General features: G+C 56.6%; 10 protein-coding genes. 6 read left to right on the top strand and 4 right to left on the bottom strand.

Features of this window, described 5'->3' with window-relative positions; genetic code table 11:
* Positions 1–88: 88 nt before the first annotated feature.
* Together repC and ACR0EV_RS22745 are read left to right on the top strand one after the other, a co-directional pair.
* On the top strand, positions 89–1,204 hold the full coding sequence (gene repC, locus ACR0EV_RS22740; protein ID WP_480802180.1) for a plasmid replication protein RepC: 1,116 nt from the start codon (positions 89–91) through the stop codon (positions 1,202–1,204).
* A gap of 337 nt (positions 1,205–1,541) precedes the next feature.
* Positions 1,542–7,292 (top strand): DUF3320 domain-containing protein, encoded by a 5,751-nt coding sequence (locus tag ACR0EV_RS22745; protein ID WP_480802181.1) that lies wholly within the window; start codon positions 1,542–1,544, stop codon positions 7,290–7,292.
* A gap of 450 nt (positions 7,293–7,742) precedes the next feature.
* On the opposite strand, the gene ACR0EV_RS22750 is transcribed toward ACR0EV_RS22745, so the two are convergent.
* Together ACR0EV_RS22750 and ACR0EV_RS22755 are read right to left on the bottom strand one after the other, a co-directional pair.
* Positions 7,743–10,823 (bottom strand): AAA family ATPase, encoded by a 3,081-nt coding sequence (locus tag ACR0EV_RS22750; protein WP_480802182.1) that lies wholly within the window; start codon positions 10,821–10,823, stop codon positions 7,743–7,745.
* A complete protein-coding gene (locus ACR0EV_RS22755; protein WP_480802183.1) occupies positions 10,820–11,956 on the bottom strand; it encodes an exonuclease SbcCD subunit D in 1,137 nt (378 codons plus the stop codon). The genes ACR0EV_RS22750 and ACR0EV_RS22755 overlap by 4 nt, the downstream gene beginning before the upstream one ends.
* Positions 11,957–12,027: 71 nt before the next feature.
* Here ACR0EV_RS22755 and ACR0EV_RS22760 point away from each other — a divergent pair, with 71 nt between their 5' ends.
* From ACR0EV_RS22760 to ACR0EV_RS22770, 3 genes are all read left to right on the top strand, one after another.
* Positions 12,028–12,846, top strand: a complete 819-nt coding sequence (locus ACR0EV_RS22760) for a BrxR family transcriptional regulator (RefSeq protein WP_480802184.1) — start codon at positions 12,028–12,030, stop codon at positions 12,844–12,846.
* Positions 12,836–13,090: a WGR domain-containing protein gene (locus ACR0EV_RS22765; RefSeq protein WP_480802185.1), complete on the top strand. Its 255-nt coding sequence runs from the start codon at positions 12,836–12,838 to the stop codon at positions 13,088–13,090. The genes ACR0EV_RS22760 and ACR0EV_RS22765 overlap by 11 nt, the downstream gene beginning before the upstream one ends.
* A 136-nt stretch (positions 13,091–13,226) precedes the next feature.
* The gene (locus tag ACR0EV_RS22770) at positions 13,227–13,571 is read left to right on the top strand and encodes a hypothetical protein (protein WP_480802186.1); all 345 of its coding nucleotides are present in this window, start codon (positions 13,227–13,229) and stop codon (positions 13,569–13,571) included.
* Between the two features lie 56 nt (positions 13,572–13,627).
* On the opposite strand, the gene ACR0EV_RS22775 is transcribed toward ACR0EV_RS22770, so the two are convergent.
* Entirely contained in the window at positions 13,628–15,562 is a 1,935-nt protein-coding gene (locus ACR0EV_RS22775; protein ID WP_480802187.1) for an ATP-dependent nuclease, read from the bottom strand.
* 538 nt (positions 15,563–16,100) lie between these two features.
* Between ACR0EV_RS22775 and ACR0EV_RS22780 the strand changes: the two genes are divergently transcribed.
* Positions 16,101–17,264, top strand: coding sequence for a hypothetical protein (locus ACR0EV_RS22780; protein WP_480802188.1), 1,164 nt, complete (start codon positions 16,101–16,103; stop codon positions 17,262–17,264).
* Positions 17,265–17,581: 317 nt separating this feature from the next.
* Here the strand turns inward: ACR0EV_RS22780 and ACR0EV_RS22785 are convergent, their stop codons facing one another.
* Positions 17,582–18,559, bottom strand: a complete 978-nt coding sequence (locus tag ACR0EV_RS22785) for a hypothetical protein (protein WP_480802189.1) — start codon at positions 18,557–18,559, stop codon at positions 17,582–17,584.
* Between the last annotated feature and the right edge of the window lie 170 nt (positions 18,560–18,729).

Consider the following 18,729-nt stretch of genomic DNA (forward strand, 5'->3'; position numbering starts at 1 on the left):
AGCACCTTTGAAATAGCCCCTCCGAATCGGTCCTGTCAACTCTGCGCGCTGCGCGGGGCAGGGATTTTTTGTGTTTCGTGAAAAAAATATGAAACATGCGTCCCAAAGTGACTTTGGGCGAGGGGCAAGTTTTGCCCTGTCGTCTGTCGACAAATGGGAAGTGCTGTCCGCGCTGACCACGGCCTCAGCGGATTTCGACATCTCTCATCGTACATTGACTGTGCTGAAAGCCTTGCTGACCTTTCTGCCAGACCGGGACATTCCGACCGAGCCGGGCAGGGCGGTTGTGTTTCCCGCGAACCGCACCCTGTCCGAACGCCTGAACGGGATGCCCGAAAGCACCCTGCGCCGCCATCTGGCGCGGCTGGTGCAGCTGGGTCTTGTCAACCGTCACGACAGCCCCAACCGCAAACGATATGCCCGACGGGTAGGGCAGGGGGTCGAACTGGCTTTCGGCTTTGACCTGTCCCCGCTGAACGGTCATGCCGATCAGATTTTCCTGACCGCTGAACGCGCCACCCGCCGCGCTGAACGCATTAGAACTCTGCGTGACCGGATCGCACTGGCACGGAAACAGCTGATTGCTCTGAATGACAGCCGCTTTACCGCGCTGATCGAAAACGCACGCCTGATCCTGCGTCGCAAGTCCTCAGAACAATCGCTGCATAAATTGACCCAGGAAATGGAAGACACAGCCGACCAAAACACAGGCAATGCTATCCACCAGCCTGAATTGCGAACCATTCAATTGAGCGGCCCTGACAATCAAAATGAGCGGCACATACAGGATTCATCTGAATCTAAATTTGACTCTGAAGAACAGACCTCGGACTCGCAAATTCCGGCTGACAAAAAAAACGATGACGCCAATCTTCATATCGTTCTCGATATATGCACCGAGTTTCAGGACTACTATCCCAAGCAGATCACGGGATGGGCAGAGTTGGTAACAGTTGCTGAGAAACTGTCGCCCATGATTGGGATTGATCCTCCGGTCTTCAACGAAGCGCGAGTCCGTATGGGAGCTGCAACCGCGGCAACATCCGTCCTTTGCATTCTTGAACGTCTGCAAGACATCCGAAGCCCTGGCGCCTACTTGCGCAAGCTGACGCAAAAAGCGCAGAAGGGCACATTTTCATGCATACCAATGCTGAAGGCCTTGGAAAACAAAGGGAAATCGGAGAATTGTCAACTGACAACTTGAAAAATGCCGTAAAAACAATGGTGTAAGCTATTATTGAGGTAGGGAAACTGACGAAGCTCGATTTTCAAGCGCTTTTGCGGCCACTATGAATTGGATTTCAAGAGCTTACCACTTGCACAACGGTATTCCCCACGTATCCTGCGCGAAGTTACAGAGTGATACATGTATTACAGGTTATTTACCATCATTCCAGATCGGCAAGCGCGTCTCTCGATCGCATCAGAAAATTAAAACATAAAGACTTATGACCACAGATCATTCTCAATCCTCGACAGCTGACAACACTTCGGCCGAAACAATCGAGACGATAGCCCCTTCTACCAGCCTGCAATTTGACATGGCAAAAAAGGTAAACTTCGCCTCTGCACAGAATGACATCCCCGTTCTCAAGACGTTGTCGATCACCAATATGACCGATGGCCCGCTGGATAACATCCAGATAACCCTCACCGCACAGCCCGCTGTGATAAAATCGAGGACCTGGATCATCGACCGGTTGTCCCCGATGGGGAGTCTTGAACTGGGCGATCTGGCGACGCCTCTGGACGTTCAGAAACTGGCCGGTCTCAATGAAACGGAAATCGGATCTCTGACCCTGACGGTTTCGGCGGACGATGGTCCGTTGTCGTCAGAAACTCTGCCTCTGGAGCTGCTGGCCCGCGATCAATGGGGCGGGCTGGGTGACATGGACCGGCTGCTGGCAGCCTTTGTATCTCCGAACGATCCCGTGGTGGCGGCGATCCTCAAGGAGGCGTCGCTGTTGCTGGAACGCAGTGGGCACGATGGCTCGCTTGAGGGATATCAATCCGGTGACCCGCAGCGCGCATGGATGATCGCTGGCGCAATCTGGTCGGCCGTGACCGGTATGGGGCTGACCTATGCCAACCCGCCTGCATCGTTCGAGGTTGAGGGGCAGAAAATCCGTGCGCCCGAACGAATTCGCAGCGAGGGGCTGGCCACGTGTCTGGACAGTTCGCTGCTATTGGCCGCTGCGTGGGAACAGGCCGGGTTGCATCCTGTTGTCCTGTTTAGTCACGGTCACGCCTGGGCCGGGGTCTGGATCACCAATCGGGATTTTGGGCACGTGACCGAGCCGGACGTGATCACCGTGCGCAAGGCGACTCACGCGAAAGAGTTCATTCCGGTTGAAACCACCCTGTTGACCCAACGCCCGACTGCCGGATTTGAACAGGCGGTCGAAGCCGGGCGGTCCCGTGTGTCCGAGGATCGTGAGCAGGAATTCCTGATGGCTGTTGACATTACCCGCGCGCGCTCGGCCCGGATCCGTCCGCTGGCCAGCCACGTGGCGGCTGATGCCGGTGTGGCCGAGCATATTGAGGCTGCCCCCGCGAAACTACCGGACCCTATCGACTTTGGCCTGTTGCCGTCCGAAGTGATCGAACAAGTTCCCGACACGCCCAAAGGACGGATCGAACGTTGGCAGGCGAAGCTGTTGGACCTGTCGCTGCGCAACCGGCTGCTGAACTTCAAGCCAAGTAAACAGACTGTGCCTTGCCTGGTGCCTGATGTTGGCGCTTTGGAGGATGCATTGGCCGCGGACAAGGCGTTCCGCGCCTATCCGCTGATGGAGGATGATCCCATTGGCGAGCGTCAGCTGTCGCGGCAGGACAGGGACGAGATCATCGCCAGCGCAACGAAAGATGCGTTCGAACGCGGCCAGATCACGATGCCGCTGGATCGCAAGGACGCTGACAACCGCCTGCTGGCCCTGTTTCGAAAAGCCAAGAGCGATCTTCAGGAGGGTGGGACAAATACTCTGTTTCTGGCGGCAGGGTTCCTGCGCTGGCAGCGAGAGGGCGAAAAGCGCAGCTATCGTGCTCCGCTGCTGCTGATCCCGATCAAGCTGGAACGCAAATCGGCGCGGTCAGACTTTAGAATCCTGCACCACGAAGACGAGGTTCGGTTCAACTCGACCTTGCTGGAATTTCTCAAGCGTGATTTCGACCTGACCCTGCCCGAGCTTGAGGGCGAATTGCCCCGCGACGACAGCGGCATCGACCTGCCGCGTATCTTTGAATGGATGCGCCAGCGGGTGCGCGAAGTGCCGGGGTTCGAGGTTGTGGAAGAGATCGCGATCTCGACCTTTTCATTCTCGAAATACCTGATGTGGAAGGATCTGGTCGAGCGCACCGATCAATTGCGCAATAACCGGCTGGTGGCGCATCTGGTCGACAACCCTGACAAGACCTTTGAGGGCGGGGCAGGGGACGCGATCCCGGCCGAACAGATGGATCAACGACTGGCACCCAAGGATCTGGTTACACCTCTGCCCGCTGACAGCTCGCAATTGTCAGCCGTCGTTGCAGCAGCTGAGGGGTGGGATTTCGTATTGATCGGCCCGCCGGGCACCGGCAAAAGTCAGACCATCGCCAATATCATTTGCCAGTGCCTTGCCCATGGTAAAACGGTGCTGTTCGTCGCCGAAAAAGCTGCGGCTTTGGATGTTGTGCAGCGCAGGCTTGAGGCACACGGGTTGGGCGATGCGGTGCTGGAGCTGCATTCCAACAAGACCGACCGCAAGCGGGTTCTGACGCAGCTTGGCCGGGGATGGGACAGGGCCTCGGCCACCAGCGAGCAGGACTGGCTGGATGTCACCGAGAAGCTGCGGATCAAGCGCGACCAGCTCAATACCTATGTGCAGGCGGTTCACGCCAAGGGTGCGCAGGGGTTTTCGGTCTTTGACGCGATTTCATGGACGGCGGGGGCACCAAAGGGACTGAAACTGTCCTATGCGGATAAGGATGCCCATGATCAGCACAGTTTTGACCGGTTGCTTGAGATCACAGAGGAACTTGGCCGTACCTACACAGCTGTAGGCGGTGGCACACCGCTGCCATTGGTGGGAGAGGCTGAGTGGTCTCATGCCTGGGAAGACCAGATCATTGAACGGGCCAAAACCCTGAGGGCGTGTATCGACCGTGCCATGCGATCATCTTCGGATATTTCAGGCCGGCTGGCATTGACCCCGGACCGGATGCTGAAGCCGGAACGTCGCGCTCTGCTGACCGACCTGTCGCGCCGTATTGATCCCGACGCGGACGATCTGCGCATGGTGCCGCGCCTGTCAGAGCGTGACCTGCACGCCGAAGTGGATCAGTTCGAGACCGCGCTTGTTGCGTTCATGGACGCGCAGGACCAATGCAGCGCGTCCTACACCGAAGACAATATGAAACGCCTGCCGTTGGATCAGCTGGATGCGGAATGGCGCGCGGGTGAGGCGGGGTTCTGGCCATTTTCCGCCCTGAAAAAGCGCAAGACCCGCAAGCTGCTGCAAACCTATGCCAGCTCGGGACAGGTTGAACCGGGCAGGGATTTGCCAGCGTTGGAAGAGTGCCGCAAACAGCTGGCAGTGCTGCAGGATAGCCCGGTAGCTGATACCGCCGGCGCAGACCGGTCGCTGCACAGATTGAAGGGGCGTGTGGCTCAGGCGAATTCCTTGCGTGCCACTCTGGCTGGTGTGCAATCCGAGATCACCGACACCGTGGCATTTGGTGCCACTGTCGCTGCGTTGGAGGAAGGACCCACGGGCGAGTTGCGACAGGCAATGGAGGACTGGCAGGCGGCGGACAGCGCATTGAATGCGACAATCACCGAGTTCGCTGGGCTTGGCGGCTTGGTGGACACCGATCTGCCCTTACGCGATCTTCTGGAGGCCGTGGATCAGACACTGGCGCAACGCGGGCGGCTTGCGGACTGGACCCGCTGGGTTGCCATTCGGAACAAGGCCAAAGCCGCGGGGCTGACGCCTCTGGTCGATGCAATTGAGTCGGATCAGTTGAAAGGCGATCCGGTCGCCGAATGCCGCTGCGCATATGCCCGATGGTGGTTGCCTCTGGCTATGGATGCCTCGGACCCGCTGCGCCAGTTCGCGCATTGGGAGCATGAGGATATCGTTGGGGCCTTCCGTAAGCTGGATGACGAGGTCGCCGAACATGCTCCGCGCGAAGTCATGCGACGCATTCATCACCGCCTGCCCGCAAGGGACGGGGTGCCCAGAAAATCGGAACTGGGTGTTCTACGGCATCAGTTGGGGCTGAAACGCCCCTCGATGGCGATCCGGCCTCTGCTGGAGAATCTGGGCGACGTTCTGCCCAAACTTGCCCCTTGCGTGCTGATGTCGCCGTTGTCGATTGCGCAGTATCTTCCGGCAGGTCAGGCGACGTTCGACGTTGTGATTTTTGACGAAGCGTCGCAGATCACGACCTGGGATGCCATCGGAGCAATCGCGCGGGCGAAACAGTCGATCATTGTAGGCGATCCCAAGCAGTTGCCGCCGACCAACTTTTTTGGCCGCAGCGATGAGGCCGAGGAGGACGCCGAAGGGATGATTGGCGACATGCCTTCAATTCTGGATGAGGTGGCAACCGCAGGTATCCCGACGCGGAGGCTGGATTGGCACTATCGCAGCCGTGATGAGGCGCTGATCGCGTTCTCGAACCATTTCTACTACGACGGAGGCCTTGTCACCTTTCCCGCACCAAGCACGGGCAGTGACGCTGTGAAATTCCACAAGATCGACGGCACCTATGCGCGCGGGGCAGGGCGGACCAATGCGGATGAGGCCAAGGCGATTGTGGCGCTGATCCGCCAGCGTCTGACCGCTTGGCTGAACCACCCCGAGGAGGATCGGCCAACGCTGGGTGTGATCACCTTCAACGCGCAGCAGCAGGGGCTGATCCTGGACCTCCTGGACAAAGTGCGGCGCGATGCACCTGAACTTGAATGGTTCTTTGCAGAAGAGCGTGAAGAGCCGTTGATCGTGAAAAACCTTGAGAATATTCAAGGGGATGAGCGTGATGTGATGCTGTTTTCGATCACGTTCGCCCCGGACCTTGCAGGTAAATTGTCGATGAACTTCGGCGCGTTGAATGCGGATGGCGGCGAAAAGCGTCTGAACGTTGCCGTCACGCGGGCCCGGCGCGAATTGCATGTGTTCGCCTCGCTAACTCACGACCAGATTGATCTGTCGCGCACCCGTGCAACCGGTGTGCGTGATCTGAAAACCTTTCTGGACTATGCCGAGCGTGGCCCTGTCGCCTTGGCTGCGCGCGAAGAAGGATCGCTTGGGCCGGCCGAGAACCCGTTCGAGGAAGCCATTGCCGCGGCGTTCCGCGCTAAAGGCTGGGAGGTGCGGACCCAGATCGGTGTCTCGGGCTTCCGCATCGATCTTGGGATCGTGAACCCGGATCGGGCAGGGGCCTATCTGGCCGGGATTGAATGTGATGGGGCCACCTATCACAGCTCGGCCACGGCCCGGGATCGCGACAAGGTACGGCAGGCAGTGTTGGAAGGGCTGGGTTGGACGATCCTGCGCATCTGGTCAACCGATTGGTTCCGCGATCCGGCGGCGGTAGTTGACCGGTTGCACGAAAAATTAGAGGTGCTGTTGGAAGAAGACCGCGTGGCGCGACAGGAAGCAGAGCATGAGGCTGCGGAAGAAGATCTGCCAGCGGTGCGGGCATTACCTGCGCCCAAGCTGCCTCAGGCCGACAGCGCACTGCCGGAAACCGCGCCGGAAGAGGCTGATGAGCTTCAGCTTTTCGCCTCGGGCGTTCAGGCGCATGAGTTGATCAAGGATGACGGGCCAAAGGCCGACCCGGACCGTTTCTTTGATCTTGGGTATATGGGGGTTCTGCGGCAGATCGTTCACGAGGTTTTGGTCGATCAAGCCCCGATGCCGCTGCGCAATCTGGGCCGCGAAGTCGCAAACCGCCACGGGTGGCAGCGCACCGGGCGCCGGATCATGGACAGGGTTGAACACGCGCTTGGCGCGGCTGAACTGCATGATGAGTTCGGTACTCCGTTTGTCTGGCTGGCAGGCACATATCAGGATCGCATCCGGTATCGCGGGCTGGAAAACCGCGCCATCCGCGATGTGTCCCGCACCGAGGTCGCGGCTGTACTGGATGAGATCGGCGCGGACCTGAAAACGTCAGAGGATCCGGCGGGGGATTTGGCCCGCCACCTTGGCCTGTCGCGGGTCAGTGGGTCGGCGCGTCAACAGATTGAGGAGATCATGAGGTGGTACGTGGACCAGACGGGCAATGAAGATTCTGCACACAGCTGATGTTCATCTGGATTCACCGCTTAAATCGTTGGCCTTGCGCGGCCCCGATTTGCGGGACAGGTGCAGACCGCCAGCTGCGCTGCTTTTGTCAGGATCGTTGACGCGGCCATTGCCGAAGAGGTGGCCGCCTTGTTGATTGCAGGCGACCTGATCAGGGCAAACCGAAAAGATCTGGCGTGTTCTCATCACGCCGTGCGCTCAAACCTTCGCCAAGATGTAGACATGGGTGTTTAACCCGCGTCAGACCTTTACGCCCCTCGAAGTGGACCCACCCACCTCTTGGCATGCCAACGCTTAAGATCGGAATGCCGCATATTGGGCAAACCCGACTAAAGGTCGCGCCCTTCCTATTTCTTTGAATGTCACGGAGCACCCAACCGCCACGGACAGAGACCGTTCGACCCGTCGATAAACGGCGGATGTGAGCCTTCCGATAGTACCACCGGCCCGTCATCCCAAGCCCCTTCTTTCCTTAACTCTGCTGCCGGTCGGCGTCGTACGCACATAGAACCCTTGCGGGATAGCCTCCTGCACTAACCCAACATGCGAGATCAGTCCCACAGCCCGGCTGCCCTCTGTCAGAGCGGCAAGAACCTGTATCACTTGGTCCAGGGTGCCGGCCCCATTCTCGGTGTCTAGGCTGCCGAAGCCTTCGTCGATGAAGATCGTGTCCATCCGGATTTTGCCAGATAGGCTCTCGACAACATCGGCGAGCCCAAGCGCCAAGGCCAGTGCCGCGATGAATGTCTCGCCACCGGACAGGGTAGCCGTTGGACGCGCTTTGCCAGTGTTAATGTCGAAAACCTCGATTTCGAGCCCGCGTTTGCCGCGCCCACCCAATGCCTCGAGCCCGCGCGCAAGCCGGTACCGCCCGCGCGTCATAGGGTCGAGCCTCATGTTCGCCGCCTCGAGCACCTGGTCGAACATGGCGCCAATCGCGAAGGTCTCGAGCGTCATCTTGAAATCGTTCTTGCCATTGGCCAGATCGGCCAGCCCCCGAAGCGGACCGGTTTCGGATTCAAGCCGCTCGGTTTCGGCCAAGGCTTCGGCCAGCGATTTCTTGAAGTTGGTCAGAGACGATACATCGGTTCTGGACGAGGAGAGCCCATCGTTGGCGGCGTTCAATTCCTGGGCAGCATTATCGAGTGCTAGCTGAAGCGGGGCGAGGTCCGGGCGCTCGCGATCCTCACAAGCGGCCGTAGCGTTCTGCCATGTCGTGCGCGCCGCGATCAGGCCCTCACGATGATCGGAAACCGTCTTAAGGTCGGCGTCGAGGGTCGGGAAATGCGCTTTGCAAGCCTCGTATCCTGCTTTGTCCAGCCCGACCTCAGCCAGCCGAGCGCCAAAATCACCTTGCGCCTTTTCCACGCGCTGCGCCTGTGCGTTGCTCGCACGCTTCGCTGCTTCAAGCTGCTCCTGCGCACGGGTGAGCGCTTCGCTGGCCGCTCGGTCCTTTTGCGTCGCCACTTCCATCGCCTCCGAGAGTTGCCTTTGCTCGCGTTGAAGAGCCTCCCGCCGTGCGACAACCGCCTCGGGCGTGCGCAGACCTTCCGGTAGGGCCTCGACCACTGTATCACGCTTGGCGCGCGCCCCGGCGAGAGCGGTCTCGGCCTGCCCTGAAGCAGTGCGCGCCGTAGCCTCGGCAGCTTCAGCCTCGGTCACTTTCCCTTTGAGATCGGCCAAATGCTCCGACATCGCGTCAAGATCGACAGCTTCTCCATGCGTGGCGATGGCACCTTCCAGCCGAGTGATTTCGGCTTCGAGTTCCGCCATCGTACGCTCGGGCCGTTCCTGTTCGTCCAGCGCCCGCTTCTTTTCGTCCAGCCACGTTCGGCAATTGCCGAGTTCGGTTTCCGCCCGAACCCGGGCCTCGGCTGCAGTTCTCGCCTCAGCCTGCGCGTTGCGAAACGCTTCGGTCAAACCAGATTGTTCGGGCGCGCCATGGGCTGGCGCAGGATGATCGTGGGAACCACAGACAGGGCAGGGCGCTCCTTCAGTCAACTTTTCGGCCAGAATGATCGCCTGCGTTCGCGAAAGCCGCACCTCAGCATCAGTCAGGTTCGCCGCGGCGGCCTGTTCCGCATCGGTTTCAGTCACCAGCTCGCTCGATGCCGCTTCGACCTTTCGTTCGGCGTCCGCGACAGCTCCCTGCGCCTTTGCATGCGCCGCTGCCTTGACCCGTTCCCGGTCGACCTCGGCCAACTCATAGGACAGCTTGCCTCGCACCGCTTCGGTTTTTCGCGCCTGTTCAAGCGCCAGATCGGTCGCATCACGCTGAGACTGGAGCCATTCGCGGGCCTCTACGGCCTCGGTCAGCGTCTTCTTCGCTGAGGCTTCGTCCGTCGCAGCCTCATCAAACGCATTCTGTAGCACCGCTGCCTGCCCGGCCTGGCTCTCGATCGCCTCCAACTTTGTCAGGTCGGCCTGAACCTGCTTTCGTCGCTCCTCGTCAGACTGCACCTCGACCAGTTTTTGCGCCGCTTCCTTCTTCGCCCCATTAGCGGTATTGAGCTCTGCTTCCGCGTTGGAAACGGCATCCACCGCAAGTCGTCCGTCGTGCTTCGCATTGTGCCAAGCCGTCTCAAGATCACGGGCTTGCAAGGCATTGCTGACTACCTCGACCCGCCTGGCCAGAGCATCGACCTCACCCGTTTTCGCCTCGAGGCCGTCAAGCGCCTGCCGCGCTGTGTCGACGGCAGCAAAAGCTTTTTCGATCTGTTCGCCTTCGGTCAGAGCCTTGCGCGCGGCTTCGTTCGCTGCCTCTGCGATCTGCTGAATTCCCTGCTTCTCCTCGACCTTGGCCTCCGCCGCAGAAATTCCTAGCTCCAGTGCCTCGGCGCTCTCGAATCCGCGTTCCTCAAGCCGGGCCACATAGAGTGCACGCTGGTCGCGCAACGCTCGCTCTGCCTCTGAGGCTTCTTCCTTCAGCCGGGCGGCGAGATCGCGATAGATCTTCACGTCGAAGAGATCTCGCAATATCTCGACCCGCGCATCGGTTTTTGCAGTAAGGAACGTCTCGAACTTGCCTTGAGGTAGGAGCACGATCTGTCGAAACTGGTCCGCTCCGTAACCAAGCAGCGCCTCGACCTCTTTCCCAACTACCGAGACCTTCTTTTCTTCAATTACGCGACCGGATTGGCTCGGGCCAAGCGTATCCACCGGGATCCCGGTTACGTCGAATAGGGCGGCTTCTGCCGCGTCATCTGTTGTCCCTTCGCCGCGCGCCTTCGGACGCTCTTGCGCCGGACGACGACGGATCAGGTAGGTTTTAGTGCCGAGCTCAAATACAAATTCGACTTCAGTGGGTAAATCAGGCGCAGAGTGATCCGAACGCAGCGACCGAGGCTCCTGATCGGTCTTGGTTGGTGTCCCGAAAAGCGCGAAAGACATCGCCGAAAACAACGTCGACTTCCCAGCCCCTGTCTGGCCGTAGATTCCGAACAGCCCTGTCTCCAGCGCGGAGCGGAAATCCACCACCTCGGTTGTCGCGAACGGCCCGAAGGCCTGAAGCGATAGGCGAATGGGTCTCATGCTTGCTCCTCCCCGGAGGCTTCTGCGTGCAGCTTGTCCGCGACGATCGTGACTTCGGCGGCATTTGGCTCTCGGCCGCGCACAACTTTCATGAAGTCGCCGACCATATCTATCGGCGTGACTGCGGCTCTCCCACCGCTAAGCGTTTTGGTCTCTGGGGCGCGACCCTGTCTGTCGTAGGCCAGATGGCAGGCATTGGGGTAGGTCGCGCGCAACCGCTTCATCGGATCTATCAGAGGGTTTTCATCCGTCAGATTGGCCTGGATGAAGTCTTCAGACGGTGTTCCTGCTAGAAGATCCGAGAATGCCCCGGTCAGCGAGCGCACTTGCCGGATCGGACGGAAAGCTACGGTACGGATCTTGACCCCTTCAGCTTTGAGATCGACGACAGTCATGGATTTTTCGCTTCCCGCCTCGTCGAAACCGAACGCGAGCGGTGCGCCGGAATACCGAATATGGCTCGCGCCAACTTCCTGCGGCTTGTGCAAATGCCCCAGTGCCACATAATCCGCCCCGTCGAAGATATCAGAGGGCACAGTTTCGATGCCGCCGACCCGTGTCAGGGCGCGCTCGGTCTCACCGACCGTGCCGCCCGCAACGAAGGCATGAGCCACTACGACCCAACGCGCTCCTTCGGGCACCTGACTCCTCGCTGCGGAGATCTGGGCCGCGATGACATCTGCTGGCGTGCTGATACCCTCATCCCCGAAGACTTCCCGCGCAGCATATTCATAGGAAAAGGGCAGCGCGGAAAAGGCGATCTCGCCATGCTCGTCACTCAGCAAAAGCGGAGTCTCGACAGCGTCGGCGATTCCGCGCACCAGCACCCTCGACGCGGTGGAGAAGACAGACATTGCCTCGATCCGGTCACCGGAATCGTGGTTTCCCGAGATCATCACCACGGCGGCTTCGGTCTCTTCTGCCACACGCTTAAGGAAGCGATTGAACTGCCGGATCGACGAGTTGGGCGGCGAGGCACGGTCAAAAACGTCCCCAGCGATCACAAGAACATCGACCCGTTCAACCAAGAGCGTCTCGAGAATCTGGCCTAGGACGACTTCATGATCCTCCTCGAGGCTCAAACCCATGAACTGACGCCCCAGGTGAAGATCTGCAGTATGAAGTATTCTCATATCACACCGTCAATTATTACACATGTAAAAACTATATGGACAATGACAAGGAGTCAAGATACCCTTCCTCCATGCCCTTCGAAGACCTCAAACATGCCCAACGTGCGCGCTTGGAATACCTCGACAGACTGTTTTTCTGGGACGGTGCAGCGACTCGTGCTTCCTTGATCAAGCGTTTTGGTATTTCGAATGCGCAGGCCGCTCTCGATTTTCGGACTTACCTCGCCGAAGCGCCAAAAGACGCACTGCACTACGATGCGTCGTCGCGCCAATACCTTGCCCATGACAGCTTTGAACGGCTCAGTGGCAAGGCATCCTCGATGGAGTTAGAGCAACTCTTGGTCGGCGCACCATCTGCCGCATTCGATAGATTGCCAGATTTGCAGCGCACTCAGGACCTGCGTGTTTTACGACCGCTCTACCGTGCCTTCAGGGCGAAAGAGGCAACGAGGATCTCTTATCAATCGATGCGGGATCCTGAACCGATGACTCGCTGGATTGCACCTGTTCGGTTCGCTTCTGATGGCGTTAGGCTTCACGTGCGAGCCTGGTGTTTTGAACGCGAGGGTTTCCGTGACTTCCATCCTGCTCGCATAGACCCTGATCAGTCTTTCGCAAAAACCAAGCCTGCCGAGGCGGTGCCCCGAGATGACGATTGGTTCACCTGGGCCATACTGAAACTCAAACCTCATTCAAGATTGACTGAGGCGCAGCAACGCGTGGTCCGCATTGAATTTGGGTTCACCTCAGATGTGCTTGAGGCCAGAACCCGTAAGGCACTTGAGTTTTATACGGAACGCCGATGGGGTCTTGCGCAAAAGGAACCTCGTCTTGAACGGGTCTCTATCGATTATGTTCCGATGAGCGAAGAGGAGGTCGATGCAAATTAATATGCACCGTATGCAGTCCTCCCTCAATATGAACCGGTTCTATTCCATGGAGCTGACCAAAGACCTCTTCGGCCAACACGGCGTCCACCGGCAATGGGATCGCTTTGGGACTTGGGGGTGGCATCGCCAGGATTGGTACACGACAAAAACCGAGGCTGAATCTGCGCTTGCCGATCTGGTCAAACAGAAGCTGGCGCGCGGTTGTCTGATCAAACTGCCTTCGTCAGAAGGCCAAGGGGGCTGAAATGTCATCGTTTGGAAAATGGTCGCAACAAGGTGTTCCCAAGAAAGGCTGGACCTGCATCGGATTTGAGGATCTTGGTGAACCCTCCACCCAATGTCAAATGTGCGAAAACCAGGACATCCGGTATGTTCACCATATGCAGCATCCTGACTATCCGCACATTCTAGAGTGCGGCTGTGTTTGTTCCGGCAAGATGGAGGAGGACTACGCGGCCGCTTCAAAACGGGAATCTGACAGCAAGAACCTGGCACAGCGTCGCGCGCGCTGGTTGACACGAAAATGGAAGGTTTCGCAAAGCGGAAATGACTACCTGAAGACCGACGGTTTCCACATCGTGGTCTTTCCGAAGAACAGCGGATGGAGCGGAAAGATCACCCGACTTAGCACTGGGGCCGCAACTCATGCCCGCCGCCTCTACGACACCCAAGACAAGGCGAAGCTTGGTGCCTTTGACGGCATGATCTGGCTAAAAAACCACTGAAGTTATACTGGCCGTAAGGTAACCCAGTATCATACCGCACACTTCGACGCCCTAATTCAATCTCCAAGACGGAAGGAGTCTTCCCAATTTTGGGTAGCAGACCTTTTGCGGAGCTGCTCCAAGAGGCTTGTGGCAAAAGCACCGGCGTCGCTTGTTTGAACTTGTCCTGTCTCATATCGCGTGGGTTCTTTAAGCCTCTGCAATAGTTCCTGAACTCCTTTCTTGAGCCCTTCTTTCTGCTTAATTGCAAGATAGGCCTCGAATGGCTTGCTGCTAGTTCCAAGCGGCAAGCCAATGTGCCGTTCAAAATCTGGTATACTTACTTCGTGGGCTACGCCGATACCGATCGATCTTGCTTCGTGAACAAGTTTGCGGATTTCCGTATTGTGCGTCCAAGAGGGAGACTTCTTGAGCTCCCCTTGCTTGTTTTTGGTCGTGCCGTGTGGCCAATCGCAATCATGCAGCACCCCAAAGTCTTTGCGAAAGTGGATCAGCATTTTCATGACGGCGCGTATCTGCGGCTTTCCTCGGGCTTTTATGATTGTAACCTGATCGATGAGCTCGTGCCCAGTTTCGACCACCGCTGCGATGAAGGCAGCATGTTCGGTGTCGCCCTCTACAACGATCGGATACGTGCCGAAGAAGACCTCGCAGAACGTCGGATCCATCTCCTGGATTGCCTTTAGTGTTTCTTTTTCATCGCCAGTGAAACCAGCCTCGTCGGTGCGAAAGGTCTTGGGACCAATTAAGTCGTCAGCACCTTCGCGTTCGAGGCGAAGAATCGTAGTATGGTCCATAGCCGGATTGACGAAAAGCGGAGAATGTGTGGTCATTATCACCTGCCACTCTGGCTGACCGGCAAGTTCGTACAGTTGCCGCTGCGCCGCACGAGCCGCGAGCGGATGAAGGGCATTTTCCGGCTCGTCGATCAGCAAGATGTATCCGGGCAATGCAGGATCCCCTGCATCGTCTGGCAAAACGCCACCTGCCTGGATCGCATCGATTTGAGCTTGGGTCTCTTGCGTTTTTGTTGGATCTTTCTTTGCTTTTGTCAGTTCTTTCTTCAGCGCCTTAACCGCATCTTCGCGAAGTTTTTTGTCGCTAACTAGGCGATTGCGAACCTGTAGCATGGTCCAGAATAGTGCTCGCTGTGCGCCTGCCCCCTGTTGAGACAATTGAACTTCCGCCCCATTGTCCGTGACGCGTAGGCCCGAACCGTCAGCGATGAGCTTGGCTACGTCAAATTTGGGTGGGGCAGCCTTGACGTCCAAGGTGACTGATAAGCCAGGAAACACACCAGTAAAGCCTTGTTCTACTTGCGAAACCGCCTCCGAAAATTGAGACTTCTGTTCTTGGACTATACCTGTGACTCCTTCATGGAGCTGTGTCACTGCGAGATAGAGGGCGGAGTCAGCGTCTGCAGCGGCATTTGACAGGGCTGTGCCGACTGGTTCGAGAACCAGTTTCATAAGTGCCTTCTCGGCCTCAGCAGGGTCTCCGCGCGAGCCAATACGAACCGGCTGCGGCAAGCGGGAATTGAACACGTTGTCGGCGCCACCTGCTTTGCCATCTAGGGCGTAACCCCCATTTTTCTCTTCGGCTTGGCTGGGCAGGCGAGTCTGCCGGAGCGGCGAGACCTTACCGTCCTCAACTTGTTCTGGCCACCATTGCCAGCGGCTGGTGAGGATGCGCAGATCACCTCGTTCTTCTTTCCATTCTTCGCTAATATTGCCGATGCCCTCAGGAATATGGATTTCGAGGATCACCTCGGAAGGTTGATCTTCTGGAGCTTGCGCACAACGGTCGCGAATCCAATCGAACTTTTCGCTACCCTGAGCAAGCTCATAGGCCCGGAGAAGAGTTGATTTCCCGGAGTTATTGCGCCCCACAATGCAGACAACATCATCTAGCGCAACACTAACGCCATCAGGCCCAATGCAACCGATGTTTCGAACGATCATGCGAACCAGCTTTGATCTTTTTTCGACCATCTTGATAATCCTATAACTATTGAAGAATTTCCATTTTTTGGATAAATGCTGATTTCCAACTCAATCCTATATCGCAACTTAGCGTACAGTTGCGCTGAGATTCAATTTTGCTTAGGCAAATTAAGAAGTGTAGCGCACACGTAGAATGTCTGACTGTGTACAGCCTGCATCGCCGCAAAGTCGGCTTCGCTTTCAAGTGCGTATCTTGTGTAACGGCGACCTGAAGACGATCATGCGATGAACGTCTCCAGCGTTTGTCGATTGTGATTTCTGATGACCCCAGTTTTTACAACCGTAGCGAATGACCGGAATGCGGGCTGCAACGGCGTCACTTGATCATGATCAAGGTCGACTCTGGGCCGCCTACATAAACGCTACTACTGTCCCAACCACACGGTGTTTGTGCTTGTGGTTCACACGGGGCTATCTACAAAGATAATGCAGGCCAAAAGCCTGAAACTACTGGTGCGTCTTTTTTGGATGAGGCAGCAAGTGTAAAAGAATTATCGACTGTCGAGGTTTTCAATAGGAATGCGTTTTGATTGAGATCGTTGACGATGAGAGCGCTAGATTTTGGCTATCACAGCAAGACCGACAAACTAGGGTTCGGTTTGTCGCGCGTATGGCTCTAAGGTCATTTCCAGCTGCGATTGGGGAAGCGCCATTTGATCAAGAAAACACTCTGCGGCTATTGCACCACTTGCTCATCGCTACCGTCGCTAGCCACGATTTGGACGTTGCGAAGAAAGCCGCACGTTTTGCGTTTGGCGGCGTGAACTACGCAGGCTCGGTCCAACAAATTTACAATGATCAGTTATTTTTTTCATCAACGCATCCAAATCAAAAACAAGTTTTATACGACGATGAACAGCCGCCGCCAGGTTCTCTCAGGAGGGAAGCTGCCGAGAATGTAATTAGCAATGCACTTGCTTGGGGGGTCGGTATCAGAGAACCGGACTTTTCCGTGGAACGTGGAGGAGGTTTCTGGGAGTTAGCTTGGTTGGCTGGAGATGAAAATGCGGCCCAACTAGCCAAATCTGACGCGGCGGCCTTAGGTGAGTGGATCCCGCTGTGGGATGTTGTTGGGCGTCCGAACAATATCTTGGCTGACTACTCGAACCTTGATGATTTTTTTGATTCTGACCGAAGCGTGTGGGGCTTCTGGCAAAAATGGTTCAGTGCAATCCACGACGGTAAACCGCTACCCTGGGATCTGAGCGGCTTGATCGTTTCCTCACTGTCCGATCTAGACTGGAAATCAGGACCCGGACACGTGGCTCGAGAGATTGAGAAAATTGAAGCTCTATTTTCTGTAAGGCAGTCATTATCTGAGCTAGAGAAAGACCGGTCCGCGGTATTCTCCAACAGCCGTCTAGGGATTGGTGGAAACAACCCGCCCAAGGAAGTAGAACTGCCCTCTGCGATACAAGACAATTACGCAATCATTTGGGCGGCGGTCGATGAAATTTCCGAACAAGCTGAGGCTGAGGAGCCGAACAAATCGCTAGTTTTGGCTGCGTTGAAGAAGCTTACAGAGGCATTGAGCTCCTGTCTGAGTTGGGTGGGACAGAAGGCTGACCTGGCTGTCGATACACTGATCAAATGGAGCATTCCAGCTACCGGCGGGTACTTCGTTCTTAATCCAAGTAAGTTTCAGGCGTTAATTGAAGCAGCAAAGAACTGGAGCGCAATTTTGCCGTGATTTGAGGGGCAATAGCGAGACTTGGCACCATGATTTTTGGCATCCCAAATTGGAGCCTTCAAATTTCTGAGCAACACCATAACCCCACTGGTTAGGACATAGATATTAGTTCACTTACACCATCGCTTTGATTTAACGTGTGCAGCGAATGCCTCCTGTGCCGCGCCGCAGCGACGATTCCCAACGATCAACGGTAGCTACCCGCTGCGGCTTTATCAAATTGCTCAAGGCACATCTGAAAGGCCTGGGCTTTTGACCCCTGATCGTCCTATGCAAAGGAGATTTTCCGAGGGCAAGTCCAAGATCACCAATAGGGATCAGCCTTGATGGGAATGATAAAAACGCTCAGGATGATAGTGACCGATCAAGGTTTCTGGAGGCAGATCGCGGGTCAGGCTAAGCGCCGAACCAGCACCCGGTCCGAGTGCATATGCTTCAAGATCTTCAACAAGTTCGCAAAACAGGTATTCCAGCACCGATCCCGCAAACTCTTCCAGGGTTGCCGGACAAACCATGGCCATAGGTATGTCAAACACTAGGATCGTGGGTGCTCCAGTGGACCGCAGAGCGCGTTTAGCCTCGTATTCACCGACCAATCTAATTGCCAGATTGAACAAGTACTCGCTGCCAAAATCGAGGTAGTGCCCGGAATTTCCCGACCGTGTAACGAAGTCTCTCTCATCGGCACAGAGATAGAGCCGGGAGCTTTGATCATCGCGATACTGAAAATGTCCGGCATTCAAATCCAGGATTGCCGCTTCCAATTGGTGCTCACTCAGGCGCGGATATTGGCCATTCAGAAATAAACTTCGTGCTCTGCCTTCTATTTCGCGATTAGAGAGGATTCGAAGCCCTTGGTCGTAAAACTGGCTGAGGTCATCGGTGCGCGTCGCATGTGCCGCCCGAAATGCGGAGAACTCCTTCGACAGGCGATCTGCTGTGGTAGTTTTGATCTCGCTGAATACACCGCTCACCTCGAATATGATGTCGTCAAGCCAGGACAGGTCGTCTGACGTTATGTATTCGGGATGGTTATGCTTGAAGTCCGCCTGTACGTCTTCGGTGATCAAATCGCCCAACATGTTCCAGACACGATCCCGCCATGTGTCAACATTGGCATATTGGAATACGCCATCGGGCGTCGTTCGTGCACTCGGATCGGCGGTTAGCTTACGGTGCTCGCAGCTCTGGGGTATCTTGCTCAAGATCGCATCGTCATCGTCAGCTGAGTTATGAAATTCCACGTTGCCGCATTTCCGATCTGGTTTCATCTGCGCGGAAACTGGCGCAGCCATTCAGCGCTGCCGTCCTCTGCTTTCCACAAATTGTATGCTTGTGCGGCGTGAGATTTGGCTTCATCGATTGAGCGCTCCATCAGCGAGGGAGGCACGCCAGTAGCGGAGGATGTTGTCTTTGGTCAGTGCCATGATTTAGAGCGCTCTTTATTTATCAATGAATATCACCG

It is taken from the genome of Ruegeria sp. CF8, assembly GCF_056537285.1.

Coding starts and splice junctions, on each gene's coding strand:
- repC (WP_480802180.1), top strand. CDS start 89: ATGAAACATGCGTCCCAAAGTGACTTTGGGCGAGGGGCAAGTTTTGCC.
- ACR0EV_RS22745 (WP_480802181.1), top strand. CDS start 1,542: ATGGCAAAAAAGGTAAACTTCGCCTCTGCACAGAATGACATCCCCGTT.
- ACR0EV_RS22750 (WP_480802182.1), bottom strand. CDS start 10,823: ATGAGACCCATTCGCCTATCGCTTCAGGCCTTCGGGCCGTTCGCGACA.
- ACR0EV_RS22755 (WP_480802183.1), bottom strand. CDS start 11,956: ATGAGAATACTTCATACTGCAGATCTTCACCTGGGGCGTCAGTTCATG.
- ACR0EV_RS22760 (WP_480802184.1), top strand. CDS start 12,028: ATGCCCTTCGAAGACCTCAAACATGCCCAACGTGCGCGCTTGGAATAC.
- ACR0EV_RS22765 (WP_480802185.1), top strand. CDS start 12,836: ATGCAAATTAATATGCACCGTATGCAGTCCTCCCTCAATATGAACCGG.
- ACR0EV_RS22770 (WP_480802186.1), top strand. CDS start 13,227: ATGCAGCATCCTGACTATCCGCACATTCTAGAGTGCGGCTGTGTTTGT.
- ACR0EV_RS22775 (WP_480802187.1), bottom strand. CDS start 15,562: ATGGTCGAAAAAAGATCAAAGCTGGTTCGCATGATCGTTCGAAACATC.
- ACR0EV_RS22785 (WP_480802189.1), bottom strand. CDS start 18,559: ATGGCTGCGCCAGTTTCCGCGCAGATGAAACCAGATCGGAAATGCGGC.